The sequence below is a fragment of the Streptomyces sp. NPDC058092 genome, assembly GCF_042884935.1.
GTDB lineage: Bacteria > Actinomycetota > Actinomycetes > Streptomycetales > Streptomycetaceae > Streptomyces.
In genome coordinates this window covers 130,012-142,556 of record NZ_JBHVSY010000014.1, presented here as the reverse complement: position 1 = coordinate 142,556, position 12,545 = coordinate 130,012, and the positions used below count along the sequence as shown (strand labels likewise).

Here is a 12,545-nt window from a genome sequence, read left to right as displayed (position 1 = left end):
GCCGCCGCCCACACCCCCGTCGCTCAGCCGCCGCTTCTCATTCCACCGACCGCAGGGCCTCGGCCAGGATCGCCGCGCCCTCCTCCGCCTCCGGGATGGTCAGCGAGAGCGGCGGTGCGATCCGCAGCACACTGGTGTTGTGACCGCCGCCCTTCCCGATGAGCAGGCCACCCTCCCGGGCCGCTTCGAGCACTGTGGCGGCCGCCTGCGGGTGCGCCTCGTCGGTGCCGGGCTTCACCAGCTCGATGCCGATCATCAGGCCCCGGCCGCGCACCTCCCGCACACACGCAAAAGCCGCCCCGACCGCACGCAGCCGCTCGATCAGCAGCCCGCCGACGCGCCGGGCGTTGCCCTGCAGATCGTGTTCGAGGAGGTACGAGAGGTTGGCGAGGCCGGCCGCCATGGTGACCGGGGAGCCGCCGAAGGTCGAAATGGAGTTGGCGTCGAGGCAGTTCATGACGTCGGCGCGGGCCACGACACCGCCGATCGACATGCCGTTGCCGATGCCCTTGGCGAAGGTGAGGATGTCCGGCGGCCCGTTCTCGCCGTGTGCCTGCCAGCCCCAGAAGTGTTCCCCGGAGCGGCCCCAGCCGGTCTGCACCTCGTCGGAGATCCACAGGACGCCGTGGCGGTCGAGGACCCGGCGGAAGGCCGCGTACAGACCGTCGGGCGGTGAGGTGAACCCGCCGACGCCCTGGATGGGTTCGGCGATCAGTGCGGCGGGCTCGCGGATGTGGCCGAGCAGGTCCTCCAGGTCGGCGACGCAGGCCTCGATGAAGTCGGCGTCGCCGAGGTGCGCGTACGGTCCCCGGGTGCGGACGCCACCGTGCACGTACAGCGTCTGCAGCGGCGACAGACTCGTGGGCGACCACGCGTTGTTGCCGGTGATGGAGACCGCGGAGAAGGACCTGCCGTGGTAGCTGTTGCGCATCGCGAGGATCTGGTTGGACCTGCGGTACGCGGTGGCGAGAAGCAGGGCCGTGTCGTTGGCCTCGGTGCCGGAGGTGGTGAAGAAGACCCGGGCGTCCGGGATGCCGGAGAGCGTGGCGATGCGTTCGGCCAGCTCGACCATCGGCCGGTTGAGGTAGAGCGTGGAGGAGTGGATGATCCGCCCGGCCTGCTCGCTGACCGCCTTGGTCACCTCGGGCAGTGCGTGCGCGGTCATGGTGGTGAGGATGCCGCCGAAGAAGTCGAGGTAGCGCCTGCCGTCGGCGTCCCAGACGTGGCGGCCCTCGCCGTGGGTGATCTCCAGCGGGTGTTTGTAGTAGAGCGCCAGCCAGTCGGGGCTGACGGCCAGATGGCGTTCGTGCAGGCTGCTCACGGCTCCACCAGTCCTTCGTATGCGTCGGGTCGGCGGTCCCGGTAGAACGCCCACTGCTGACGGACCTCGTCGATGAGGCCGAAGTCGAGGTCGCGGACGACGAGTTCCTCTTCCTTGTCGCTGGCGACCTCGCCGACGAACTGGCCGCGCGGGTCGACGAAGTAGCTGGTTCCGTAGAAGTCGTTGTCGCCGTACTCCTCCTGGCCGACGCGGTTGATCGCGGCGACGAAGTATTCGTTGGCGACGGCGGACGCGGGCTGTTCCAGCTGCCAGAGATAGCTGGAGAGGCCGCGCGAGGTGGCGGACGGGTTGTACACCAACTGTGCTCCGTTGAGCCCGAGTTGACGCCATCCCTCCGGGAAGTGCCGGTCATAGCAGATGTAGACGCCGACCTTGCCGACGGCGGTGTCGAAGACCGGCCAGCCGACGTTTCCGGGCTTGAAGTAGTACTTCTCCCAGAATCCCTTGACCTGGGGAATGTGGTGCTTGCGGTACTTGCCGAGATAAGAGCCGTCGGCATCGATGACGGCGGCGGTGTTGTAGTAGAAGCCGGACTGCTCGATCTCGAAGACCGGCACGACGATCACCATGCCGGTCTCACGGGCGAGTTCCTGCATCCGCCGGACAGTGGGCCCCTCCGGGACGGCCTCGGCCCAGCGGTAGTGCTCGGGTTCCTGTACCTGGCAGAAGTAGGGGGCGTTGAACACCTCCTGGAAGCCGATGATCTTCGCGCCCCGGCGGGCGGCCTCCCGCGCATGCTCCTCATGCTTGGCGATCATGGATTCCGTGTCGCCGGTCCAGGTCGCCTGGACGAGTGCGGCGCGTACGACTTGGGACATGAGCTGCTCCTTCGACGCGGCGTCAGAGAGCCTCTACGCGTTTCTACGCCCGTAGACACGTGCGTAGAGGAGAACGTAAGCCCCGTCACACAGCGGGGCAAGACCATCGCCGTGAACCGACGGAGTCGATCATGTTTCACACCCGTGCGGTCCACATCGTTTCCGCCGTAGCCGGTGGGCCGGTCCCCCGGTTCAGGCGCTCGCGCACCCCCGCGTACGGGTGGTCACCGCGCCGCACCTGCGGGAATTCCGCCGAGGAAGTCCTGGATCAGTCGCCGGAGTACCGCGGGCTCCTCCAGATGCAGATCGTGCCCCCGTCCCGGGCATGCTCACGGCGACCGCCTCCGGTCGCCGCCGGAGCATGTCGTCCACGTCGCGCGGCGGGATGATGCCCGACCGGGCCAGGACGACCAGGGTCGGGGAGGTGACGTCGACCAGTCGTCCCAGAAGGAGCACCGGGCGTTCTCCTCCGGCGAGCCGACCATCACGTCCCGGTCGAAGCGCGGCCACCCTCCGCCGTCGCGCTCCTCCAGCCCGGCCGTCCAGCCCTCACCGACCGGCCCGCCGCCGAAGAACTCGACGGCGGCACGGCGCGAGGGAAACGGCCTGGGCCAGGCGTCGAGCCACCCACCGATCTCTGCCGTCACCTTCGGGTTCGGCCCGCCGGGGCCCGCCTCGACGAGGACCAGCGCGCCGAGCAGGCCGGGGTGCGCGGCAGCGGTGAGCATGGCCGTGTGGCCACCCAGCGACTGGCCGATCAGGACGGGCCGCCGGAGTTGGAGCCGCTCGATCACGGCCACGACATCGGCGACGTGAGCGGCACGGGAGAGGTCGCGCGGCCGGTGCTCGCTCGCGCCGTGGCCGCGCTGGTCGACGGCGACGACCCGGTACCGGGTGCTCAGTTCCCGCGCGACAGTGTCCCATTCGCCGGCATGGCCGGCCAGCCCGTGCAACAGGAGCACGGGCGGTCCCGAACCGCCCCGGTCGCGGCAGGAGACACGGACACCGTCGCGCACGACGGTGCGCTCGGTCCAGGTCATGCGGGGCCCTCGGTCGGTTGATGCGGTCGGTGCGAACCCGGTGATCTCCACGGTCGTGACGTCCACCGTACGCGGGACGGGAGGACGACGGTGCCGTCGGCCGCGGGGACAACGAGATCACGGCCGTGGTCGGCAGACAGCTCCCCGCTCCTTCGGCGGCCGCGCGCCGGCGGTCTTCGGCCGCAGTGCCGTCCGCTTTCGCGTGCGTCGTCAAGGTCCGCCGGGTTTCTTCCCGTTCGGGTGATGTACGGCGTGCCGGGAGGATCTCGGAACGGTCTGGGCAGTCTCCAGGCGACCGATTCCGAGAGGGGATGCCGTGGGGCTGTCACGCGAGTACGAGCGCGCCATCAGCGAGGGACCGACGCCTGCCGATGCCGCGGGGACGCCTGCCCTGCCCTGTCCGAGCGGCTGGTCCGCGCTGGCCTTCTCCGACGAGCTCCGGCCCGGGACTGTCCTCACCCGGCCTCTGGCGGGCCAGGACGTGGTGCTGTACCGGCTCGGTACGGGGGCGGTCCGCGCCATCCGTCCGTACTGTCCGCACCTCGGCGCCCATCTCGGTCTGGCGAAGGTCGACGGAGACGATCTCGTATGCCCCTTCCACTTCTTCGCGTTCGGCCCCGACGGCACGTGTGTGCGGACGGGGTACGACACCAGGCCGCCGAGGTCGCCGTTGGCTCAGCTGCCGGTGCACGAGGTCAACGGTGCCGTCTTCGTCTGGCGGCACCACGACGGCCGGGCACCGGACTGGTTCATTCCCGACTGGCACGAGATCGGTCACCGGCCCGCCCGTCACGCCGCCTGGGAGCTGGCCGGCAATGTCCAGGAAGTCATCGAGAACTCGGTGGACCTCGGGCACTTCGCCACCCTGCACGGCTGGGCCAAGGCCGAGATCGGCGGGCCCGTCGTCTACGACGAAGCCACCTTCCACGTGTCCATGCGGGCCCATGAGTCGGCGCCGCTCCTGGGAAACTTCGTCGTCGAGGTGGAGGTGGACGGCTACGGGCTGGGCTGCCTGCACGCCGATGTGCACACGCCCCGGCTCGGCCTGCGGATGTGCACGATGGTACTGCCGACGGCGATCGCCCCCAACCGGATGCAGTTCCGGCAGCGGAACCGCGTCGCGTTCACGGAACCGGCCCGGCTGCCGGCGCCGCTCGCGCGGATGGTGAGCCGGACCGCGGCCCGGGTGCTGGACCGCGCCATCTTCCGCTCGAGTTGCGAATTCACCGCCGCTGATTTTCCGATCTGGAATCACAAGCAGTACCAGCAGCCGCCCCGGCTCGCGCCCGGCGACGGTCCGATCGGCCCGTTCCGGCGCTGGGCCCGGCGGTTCTACCCGTCGCCGGAGGAAGGCATGGGGACGCCGCTCGACCTCGGCGACCTCGGCGAACGAGACGGGCGGGGCGAACGGGGCGAGCGCCGCGATGGAGCTGAAGTGCCGTGAGCGATACGGATTCGCTTCAGCGCTACGGACTCACTCCGAGACGCACCGCTCCGACCGGGCCGGCCTCGCGCCCCCTCGTGGTCACCGCTCACCCGCTGATCGCAAGGGCATGCCTACCCCTCATCCACCATGCCCGCCACTCGTAGCGCATGGAAGACGTCCCACTCCCGCGCCGGTGACACCGCACGGGCCGCGGCCCGTAGTTGCGGTACGAGGCGGTGGGGATCGCCCTCCGCGACCCGGGCCACGTCCTGCGGGGTCCGTACGCGGATGAAGGCACCGGGCAACGCCTGCGCCTGCGGCCCCCGGCCCGCCCGGTCCAACGCCGCCACCGCGTCGGCGATCTCGGCAGCCGGCCGCCGGGCCACCCCCTGACGCAGCACCTGATCGCAGTCGTCCGAGCGTCCTGCGGCGGCCAGCGCGCCGGCGACCGCGGCGAGTTCGGCGGGCGGCAGTGAGGAGACCTCCCACAGCAGCGTCGCCCAGTCCGCGGCATCTCTGGTCGCAGCGACACGATCGCGGCAGGTCGACCTGGCGGAGTGTGACGCCGGTTCTCGTTCCGGTCATCCCTACAGTTCGCCGGCTCTCCACCGAGTCTCCTCCGCTTCCAGATCCGCGCGGTTCGGTACGCGGTCGCGCACGACGTTCAGCCAGTCATGAACGAGCCTGCCGAACGCCTCAAGATTTGCTGCATCCAGTTGCCCCCCTCCGGCAAACAGGGCCAGTAGCCCTCCCGCCTCAAGGTCACGGGTGTCGCAAGACCGGCAGAGCACTGCCTCCTTGAGACCATCGATCCGTTCTCCGACCCGGTTGCACCAGGCGTGTGGGTACCGCGCCACCAGCAGCACCGGAGCCTCGCAGCGCGGGCAGGGAGGGGTCTCGGACAGCCGCAGTTCGATGGCCTCGATCCGGCGGGCCCTCGGCATCATGTGATGCCCACCCACGCTTCGGCCCCGAACGTGGCCTTCACATCGGAGGCGATGGTGGTGGCATTCACCGTGACGTGCAGGGCGTATACGGTGGTTTTCCGCACGCCGCGGACACTGACGTGAACGGGGCTGTCGCCAGGGTGGTCGGTGAGGATTCTTTTCAGCACGCCCACGGACTGCTCGGTGATCCGGTGGGCGGGAAGGGCAAGTCGCACGGGAGGTCTCCCGCCGCGCTCGGCAGAGGACACGTCCAGCACCCCGACTTCCCTGCCGAAGACGGTCAGGGTTCCGTCCCGGTCTTCGATCTTGCCCTTGACGAAGATGACGTTGTCCTCGGCCAGCACGTGCTGCACGAGCTGGTAGGAGGCGGGGAAGAACAGAACCTCGATGCCGGCGTCCCGGTCCGCGAGGTTCACGATGGCCCACGCGTTGCCCTGCTTGGTCATCTTGAGCTGGATGCCGGTGATCAGCCCGGAGAGCTGGACGTCCCCGGTGGTGCGGCCGGAGGTGAGCAGTTCGGCCATGGAGCAGTCCCGCGCGCCGGAGAGGATGTACTCGGCGCCGTCCAGTGGGTGGGCGGAGACGTACAGGCCCAGCATCTCGCGTTCGGTCGCCAGGAGCTGGCGGCGAGGCCACTCCGCGTTGTCGATGGGAATGTCCAGGCCGAAAGCCCGTCCGTCGCTTCCTTCTCCGTCGAGATCGGCGAAGAGGTCGTCCTGCCCGAAGCCGGCCGCTTTCTTCACGGGAATGATCGCGTCGATGGCGTCCTCGTGGATGGCGGCCAGTCCCTTGCGCGAATGTCCCAGGGAATCAAAGGTGCCGGCCTTGATGAGGGACTCGACGGCTCTTTTGTTCAGTGCGGGCAGGTCGACCTTGTCCAGAAAATCAGAGAATGAAGCGAATTTCCCCTTACCGTGACGGGCGCTGACGACGGCCTCGATGACGTTGTCGCCGACATTACGTACGGACCGCAGCCCGAACCGCACGTCGTCGCCGACGGCGGTGAACTCCGCGACGGACTCGTTCACGTCGGGCTGGAGGACTCGGACGCCGTTCTTGCGTGCGTCGGCAAGGTAGATCGCGGCCTTGTCCTTGTCGTCGCCGACCGAGGTGAGCAGGGCTGCCATGTACTCGGCGGGGTAGTTCGCCTTGAGGTAGGCGGTCCAGTAGGAGACAAGGCCGTAGCCGGCCGTGTGGGACTTGTTGAACGCGTAGCCGGAGAACGGGAGCATGACATCCCACAGGGCCTTGATGGCTTCCTGGCTGTAGCCGTTTCCCTGCATGCCGTGGTGGAACTTGTCCCATTCCGCAGCCAGCACGTCCGGCTTCTTCTTGCCCATCGCGCGGCGCAGCAGGTCTGCGCCGCCGAGGGTGTACCCGGCCAGTTCGCGGGCGATGGCCATGATCTGCTCCTGGTAGACGAGCAGGTGGAAAGTGTTTCCGAGGATCGGCTCCAATGCGTCGTGCAGCTCGGGGTGGATCGGTGTGATTTCCTGGCGGCCGGTCTTACGGTGCGCGTAGTTGGTGTGCGCGTTTGCCGCCATGGGGCCGGGCCGGTAGAGGGCGTTGACGGCCGCGATGTCTTCGAACCGGGTGGGTTCCATCTGCCTCAGCAGGACCCGCATGCCGCCGCCGTCGAGCTGGAAGACACCGAACGTATTGCCCTCGGCGAGCAGCCGGTACGTCCTGGCGTCGTCCAGCGGGATCACGACGGTGGAGGGGCCGCTGTCCAGGGGGTCCACGGTGGTCAGGTGGATGCCCCGGTTCTCGCGGATGTTCTCGATGGCCTGATCGATGACGCCCAGGTTCCGCAGCCCCAGGAAATCCATCTTGATCAAGCCCATGGCCTCGCACGACGGGTAGTCGAACCCGGTGATTTTCACGCCGTCCGCGGCACGCATGTGCAGCGGGATCCGGTCGGTCAGCTTCGTCTTGGACAGGATCACCGCAGCGGCGTGCACACCGGTACCGCGGGTCAGGCCCTCCACCCCGCGAGCAGTGTCCATGACCCGCTTCACGTCCGGTTCGCTGTCGTACATCTGCCGGATCTCGCCGGCCTCGGCGTACCGATCGTGAGAGGGGTCGAAGACGGCTGCCAGCGGGGCGGACTTGCCGTTCTGGTCCGGCGGGAGCGCCTTGGTGATCCGCTCGCCGTGGGAATAGGGGTATCCCAGGATGCGCGAGGAGTCCTTGATCGCGTTCTTGGCCTTGATCTTGCCGAACGTGTTCACCATGGCGGTGTACTCGTCGCCGTACTTCTCGGTGACGTAGCGGACCATCCGGTCGCGCTGGCGGTCGTCGAAGTCGAGGTCCACATCCGGCGGGTTGATGCGCTCGGGATTGAGGAACCGTTCGAACAGCAGACCGTGTTCCAGGGGGCACAGTTCGGTGATGCGGGTGGCGTAGGCCACGATGGAGCCCGTGGCCGAGCCACGGCCGGGGCCAAGGGGGATCTTGTTGTCCCGGGCGTGGCGGCAGATGTCCGCCACAACGAGGAAGTAGGAGCTGAAGCCCATGGGGCCGATGACTGTCATCTCGGTCTCGAAGCGGTCCACGACGTGCTGGGGGATCGGGTTCCCGTAGCGCATCGCCAGGCCCGTGAGGACTTCTTTGCGCAGCCAGGACTCCTGGGTCTCGCCCTCGGGCACGTCCGGGAACTGCGGCATCTCGTCGACGTGGTCGAAGACCTCGTCGTAGGACTCAATGCACTCGGCGATCAGCAGCGTGTTGTCGCAGGCTTCCGGAAGCTCCGAGAAAAGGCTGCGCATCTCGGCAGCGGTCTTGAGGTAGTAGCCGGAGCCGTTGAAGCGGAAGCGGCCCGGGTCGCCCTTGTTCTTGCCGACGCCGATGCACAGCAGGCTGTCGTGGGCGTCGGCCTGGTCCTCGGTGACGTAGTGCGCGTCGTTGGTGGCCAGGAGCGGGATGCTCAGTTCCTTGGCCAGGCGCAACAGACCCCCGCGGACATTGCGCTCGATATCCAGGCCGTGGTCCATCAGCTCCAGGAAGTAGTTCTCGCGGCCGAAGATCTCCTGGTAGGCCGCGGCGGCCGCCCTCGCCTCGTCGTACTGATTCAGCCGCAGGCGGGTCTGGATCTCACCGGAGGGACAGCCGGTGGTGGCGATGATGCCCTCCGGCCGCTCAGCGATCAGCTCGCGGTCCATACGCGGCTTCCCGGCCGGGAACTGGCCCTCGTAGCTGGCCTGCGTGCTGAGCCAGAACAGGTTCCGCAGGCCCTGCACGTTCCGCGCCCACATGGTCATGTGGGTGAAGCGGCCGCCACCGGAGACGTCCTTCGATCCCTCACCGTCATCGTTCATGGCACGGCGGCCCCCTGGTCCCCAAAACTCCTGCTTCCGTGCAAAACGAGAGGACGGCGCCACATACGCCTCAATACCGATGATCGGCGTGACGCCCTCGAAGCCCTTCGCGACCTGTGCGAACTCATAGGCACCGAACATGTTGCCGTGGTCGCTCATGGCGATCGCCGGCATCTCCTGCCGGGCCACCTCGCCGAACATCGGCTGCAGTCTTTGCGCACCGTCCAGCATCGAATATTCGGTGTGATTATGCAGGTGAACGAAGGAATCCGGCACGGGTGAGTCACCTCCGAGGCGAGTAGGAAGCCCCACCCCGGCCAGAGACGCGATGGCGACCTTGTTACCGACCGACCACACCGGCTTCGACAGATGGGTGGACGACTCGGTCCGTCGCGGTGCAGTCACGCCGGCCGGAGCGACCACCGGGTCGCACAGGCCTGTGCAAGCGATCGGATCGAACCCCTGATGTGCCGGCCCTGCGACCACCTGGCCTCCGGGCAGCACTCCTCCTGCCACACCGCCTGCTAAACCACACGTTGACCAGAGACATCAAAGCGAGCATCGCGTACTGGAATCAAACAACCATTTACCTCTAAGACTCAACGATTGGTTGAGTGCCTATGATGGCCGCCGTGGATCTCACCGCCGTACACACCTTCGTCACCGCCGTGGACGCGGGACAGTTCCAAGAAGCCGCCACCAACTTGTCGATCACCCCACAGGCCGTCTCCAAGCGCATCGCCGCGTTGGAGAAGGACCTCGGTGTGCAGCTTTTCAGCCGCACTGCGCGCGGAGCCCGGCTCACCATCGACGGGCAGGCGCTCCTCCCCCACGCCCGCGCTCTCCTTCAAGCCGAGGAGCGGGCAGCCGCTTCCGTACGGCCAGGCAGCCGCCCGCTGCGCGTCGACGTGATCGGCCGACAGCTCTCGCTGGCAGGTCTGCTGCGTGACTTCCACCGCGCGCATCCTGATGTCGATCTCGATGTCGTGACCCTCTTCGACTCCGACGCGGCCATCGCCGCCATCCGGTCCGGAACGATCGACGCGACCTTCCGCGCCGTCACCATGCCCGGGCGGCAGCTCCCCGATGACATCGAGGCCACTCCAGTCTTCGACGAGCCCCTTCATCTGTTCACCGGACCGGCCCACGAGTTCGCTGCCGCCCGCGAGGTCACACCCGCCCGGCTCGCCGGGCGCCGGATCTGGATGCCCGGCAACGCGTCCGGAACCGAGTGGGCCGCCTACTACGACGAACTCGCCGCCGCGTTCGGGCTCACCATCGACTCGATCGGCCCCGACTTCGGTATCGAGCCCCTCCTCGACACGATTGCGAACTCCTCAACGCTTGCCACCTTCGTCAGCGAGCAGACCCCTCTCGTCTGGCCCGCTGCCCACGACCTGCGGCGCATCCCCCTGCACGACCCGACCCCGGTCTACCCGCACTCACTGCTCTGGCACACCGACAACCCGCACCCCGCCCTCACCGCACTCCGCACCCACCTCACCTCCACATACCCCGGCCGCCCCGACGGCAAGACCTGGACACCGAAGTGGGCTCAGCACTCCGACCGCCGAGCCGGCCCGGCGACGACAACGCCATAAGCCGACGGGCCAGGGGAGATGTCGGGCATCGTCGCCCGCCAGAACCTCCGGCGCGTCCAGATCTTTGAACCGGGGGCTGAACGTGTAGCCCAGGATCTTGAAGACGCCGAACACGATGTCGAGTACGAGGCGTTGCCGGTAGCCGGCATCTCCGGCTTCACCCCGCCACCATTCATCAGCGCATCCAGGATGTTCAGCGCATCCAGGATGTGCAGAGAGTCGCGCGGGGTGCCGGGCACCGCCATCTGTCCGATCCCTGCGACCCGGTCGTTGACGGCATTGAGCCGGATGATGCCGCGCTTGAACCCGAAGCACTTCGGCGAAGGAGCCGAGCTGATGTTCCGCACCGGCACCACGAACCGCAGCCCGTCGCCCCAGTACCGCACGATCAGCACCTCGGGCTGGGCGGCGAGGGCCGACGCGAACGGATTTGCGTGGAACCCCGCGCCCCTACCCGGCCAGCGGCACCGCATCCGGCTCCGGGGCGCAACGCGTGAGCAGTTCGTCCATCGAGAGTCCGAGCGCCCCGGCCAGCGCCGCGACGGTGAAGAACGCGGGGGTCGGGGCGCGGCCCGTCTCGATCTTGCGGAGCGTCTCGGCGGAGATTCCGGCGCTCGCCGCGATCTCGACCATGCTGCGCCCGCCGCGCGCCTCGCGGAGCAGCGCTCCGAGGCGTTCGCCGCGGCGGCGCTCTTCCGGGGTCAGGGGCGTTCGTACCATGCCGTCATTCTAATACCGCCTCGACCGGTATAGTAATTGGCATGGTGCAACTCAAGACAGACACATCCATCGAAGCGATGCGCGAGACCGGCCGGATCGTGGCGCAGCTGCTGACGGCCGTACAGGAAGCGGCGGCGGTCGGCGTCTCGTTGCGCGAACTCGACGAGGTGGCCCGTGGGGTTCTCCGCGAGGCGGGCGCCGGATCGCCGTTCCTGAACTACCGGCCGCATTTCGCTCCCACTCCGTTCCCCGCCGTGATCTGCGCGTCGGTCAACGACGCGATCGTGCACGGCATCCCGACCGATCAGCGGCTGCGCGACGGCGATCTGGTGAGCATCGACGCGGGCGCGACGCTCGGCGGCTGGGCGGGCGATTCGGCGATCAGTTTCACCGTCGGGCGCGCCCGGCCGGCGGACACCCGGCTGATCGACACGGCGTTCGCGGCACTGGAGGCGGGAATCGCGGCGGCGGTCGTCGGGAATCGGATCGGCGACATCGCGCATGCGATCGGCACGGTGTGCCGCAGGGCCGGTTACGGCATTCCGGAGGGGTTCGGCGGCCACGGCGTGGGCCGGTCGATGCACGAGGACCCGGCCGTCCCCAACGAGGGACGACCGGGTCGCGGCATGCCGTTGCGGCACGGGATGGTGCTGGCGATCGAGCCGATGCTGATCGGCAGCGGCAAGGACGCGTTCCATCCGGACCGGGACGGCTGGACGCTGCGTACGTCCGACGGCAGCCGGGCCGCGCACGCCGAGCACACGGTGGCGATCACCGACGACGGTCCGCGGATCCTGACCGCGTTGTGATCAACCCCCGTTCAGCCATGCCTAGTTGTTCTGTATGAACTGCTTGGCGAGCGCTTCACCGGCGGTGACGGCGGCGCTGCGGCTCTCGATCGGCGACGCCTTGGAGTTCTTGAAACAGGATGCAGACGCCTTGGAGTTCTTGAACAGGATGTAGGTGACGCCGGATTCGGCGCCGCCGGTCTCCGGGTCGGGATCGATGCCGCGCGCCTCGGCGGTGGCGTACGAGACCTCACCGATGATCTTGTTCGGGCCGGTGTCGCCGACGACGGCGTACCCGACCTTGTTGTTGTAGATGACGGCGACGACGCCACTGCCCTTGATCCCCGCGTTGCTGTAGTTCCGGATGCTGCTGCTCGGCACGACGACGTACGGCAGCTTCCCGGCGTTCAGCGGCTTGTCGCCGGCGGTGTGGAACGCCGTGTCGTCCTGGAACCACGGGCCGGTGTTCTCGTTGCCGGACCGCGGGGATGGTTCCTCGCTAAACATCGCGAGGAACCATCCCCGTACAGACGATTATTGACCGAA

General features: G+C 68.2%; 10 protein-coding genes and 2 pseudogenes. 3 read left to right on the top strand and 9 right to left on the bottom strand.

Annotated features, from left to right (window positions below):
* Positions 1-37: 37 nt before the first annotated feature.
* The 3 genes from ACFVV1_RS23590 to ACFVV1_RS23580 all read right to left on the bottom strand — a co-directional run bounded on the left by ACFVV1_RS23590 (position 38) and on the right by ACFVV1_RS23580 (position 3,200).
* Positions 38-1,321: an aspartate aminotransferase family protein gene (locus ACFVV1_RS23590; RefSeq protein WP_389992410.1), complete on the bottom strand. Its 1,284-nt coding sequence runs from the start codon at positions 1,319-1,321 to the stop codon at positions 38-40.
* Positions 1,318-2,160 (bottom strand): nitrilase-related carbon-nitrogen hydrolase, encoded by an 843-nt coding sequence (locus ACFVV1_RS23585; RefSeq protein ID WP_389992408.1) that lies wholly within the window; start codon positions 2,158-2,160, stop codon positions 1,318-1,320. The genes ACFVV1_RS23590 and ACFVV1_RS23585 overlap by 4 nt, the downstream gene beginning before the upstream one ends.
* A 329-nt stretch (positions 2,161-2,489) precedes the next feature.
* Positions 2,490-3,200 carry an alpha/beta fold hydrolase gene (locus ACFVV1_RS23580; protein WP_389992405.1) on the bottom strand — a complete coding sequence of 237 codons (711 nt, stop codon included), beginning with the start codon at positions 3,198-3,200 and terminating at the stop codon, positions 2,490-2,492.
* A gap of 316 nt (positions 3,201-3,516) precedes the next feature.
* Between ACFVV1_RS23580 and ACFVV1_RS23575 the strand changes: the two genes are divergently transcribed.
* Entirely contained in the window at positions 3,517-4,644 is a 1,128-nt protein-coding gene (locus ACFVV1_RS23575; protein ID WP_389992402.1) for a Rieske 2Fe-2S domain-containing protein, read from the top strand.
* A 113-nt stretch (positions 4,645-4,757) separates the two neighbouring features.
* On the opposite strand, the pseudogene ACFVV1_RS23570 reads toward ACFVV1_RS23575, so the two are convergent.
* The 3 genes and pseudogenes from ACFVV1_RS23570 to dnaE all read right to left on the bottom strand — a co-directional run.
* Positions 4,758-5,138 (bottom strand): annotated as a pseudogene (locus ACFVV1_RS23570) (hypothetical protein); the annotation flags it as partial.
* 75 nt (positions 5,139-5,213) lie between these two features.
* On the bottom strand, positions 5,214-5,570 hold the full coding sequence (locus tag ACFVV1_RS23565; RefSeq protein WP_389992547.1) for a DUF6300 family protein: 357 nt from the start codon (positions 5,568-5,570) through the stop codon (positions 5,214-5,216).
* The gene (gene dnaE, locus ACFVV1_RS23560; RefSeq protein ID WP_389992399.1) at positions 5,570-9,166 is read right to left on the bottom strand and encodes a DNA polymerase III subunit alpha; all 3,597 of its coding nucleotides are present in this window, start codon (positions 9,164-9,166) and stop codon (positions 5,570-5,572) included. The genes ACFVV1_RS23565 and dnaE overlap by 1 nt, the downstream gene beginning before the upstream one ends.
* Positions 9,167-9,522: 356 nt before the next feature.
* Between dnaE and ACFVV1_RS23555 the strand changes: the two genes are divergently transcribed.
* Entirely contained in the window at positions 9,523-10,491 is a 969-nt protein-coding gene (locus tag ACFVV1_RS23555; protein ID WP_389992396.1) for a LysR family transcriptional regulator, read from the top strand.
* Here ACFVV1_RS23555 and ACFVV1_RS23550 read toward each other — a convergent pair.
* Positions 10,446-10,877, bottom strand: coding sequence for a Tn3 family transposase (locus ACFVV1_RS23550; protein ID WP_389992393.1), 432 nt, complete (start codon positions 10,875-10,877; stop codon positions 10,446-10,448). The genes ACFVV1_RS23555 and ACFVV1_RS23550 overlap by 46 nt on opposite strands.
* 64 nt (positions 10,878-10,941) lie before the next feature.
* Entirely contained in the window at positions 10,942-11,211 is a 270-nt protein-coding gene (locus ACFVV1_RS23545; RefSeq protein WP_266749864.1) for a helix-turn-helix domain-containing protein, read from the bottom strand.
* A 41-nt stretch (positions 11,212-11,252) separates the two neighbouring features.
* Here ACFVV1_RS23545 and map point away from each other — a divergent pair, with 41 nt between their 5' ends.
* Positions 11,253-12,020, top strand: coding sequence for a type I methionyl aminopeptidase (gene map / locus ACFVV1_RS23540; protein ID WP_389992389.1), 768 nt, complete (start codon positions 11,253-11,255; stop codon positions 12,018-12,020).
* A gap of 21 nt (positions 12,021-12,041) precedes the next feature.
* Here the strand turns inward: map and ACFVV1_RS23535 are convergent.
* Positions 12,042-12,473, bottom strand: a pseudogene (locus ACFVV1_RS23535) (glycoside hydrolase family 75 protein); the annotation flags it as partial.
* Positions 12,474-12,545: the final 72 nt, after the last annotated feature.

What these genes read in the sequence shown, in the direction of transcription:
- ACFVV1_RS23545 (WP_266749864.1), bottom strand. Translation starts at nt 11,211, where the DNA reads ATGGTACGAACGCCCCTGACCCCGGAAGAGCGCCGCCGCGGCGAACGC.
- ACFVV1_RS23565 (WP_389992547.1), bottom strand. Translation starts at nt 5,570, where the DNA reads ATGCCGAGGGCCCGCCGGATCGAGGCCATCGAACTGCGGCTGTCCGAG.
- map (WP_389992389.1), top strand. Translation starts at nt 11,253, where the DNA reads ATGGTGCAACTCAAGACAGACACATCCATCGAAGCGATGCGCGAGACC.
- ACFVV1_RS23580 (WP_389992405.1), bottom strand. Translation starts at nt 3,200, where the DNA reads ATGACCTGGACCGAGCGCACCGTCGTGCGCGACGGTGTCCGTGTCTCC.
- ACFVV1_RS23585 (WP_389992408.1), bottom strand. Translation starts at nt 2,160, where the DNA reads ATGTCCCAAGTCGTACGCGCCGCACTCGTCCAGGCGACCTGGACCGGC.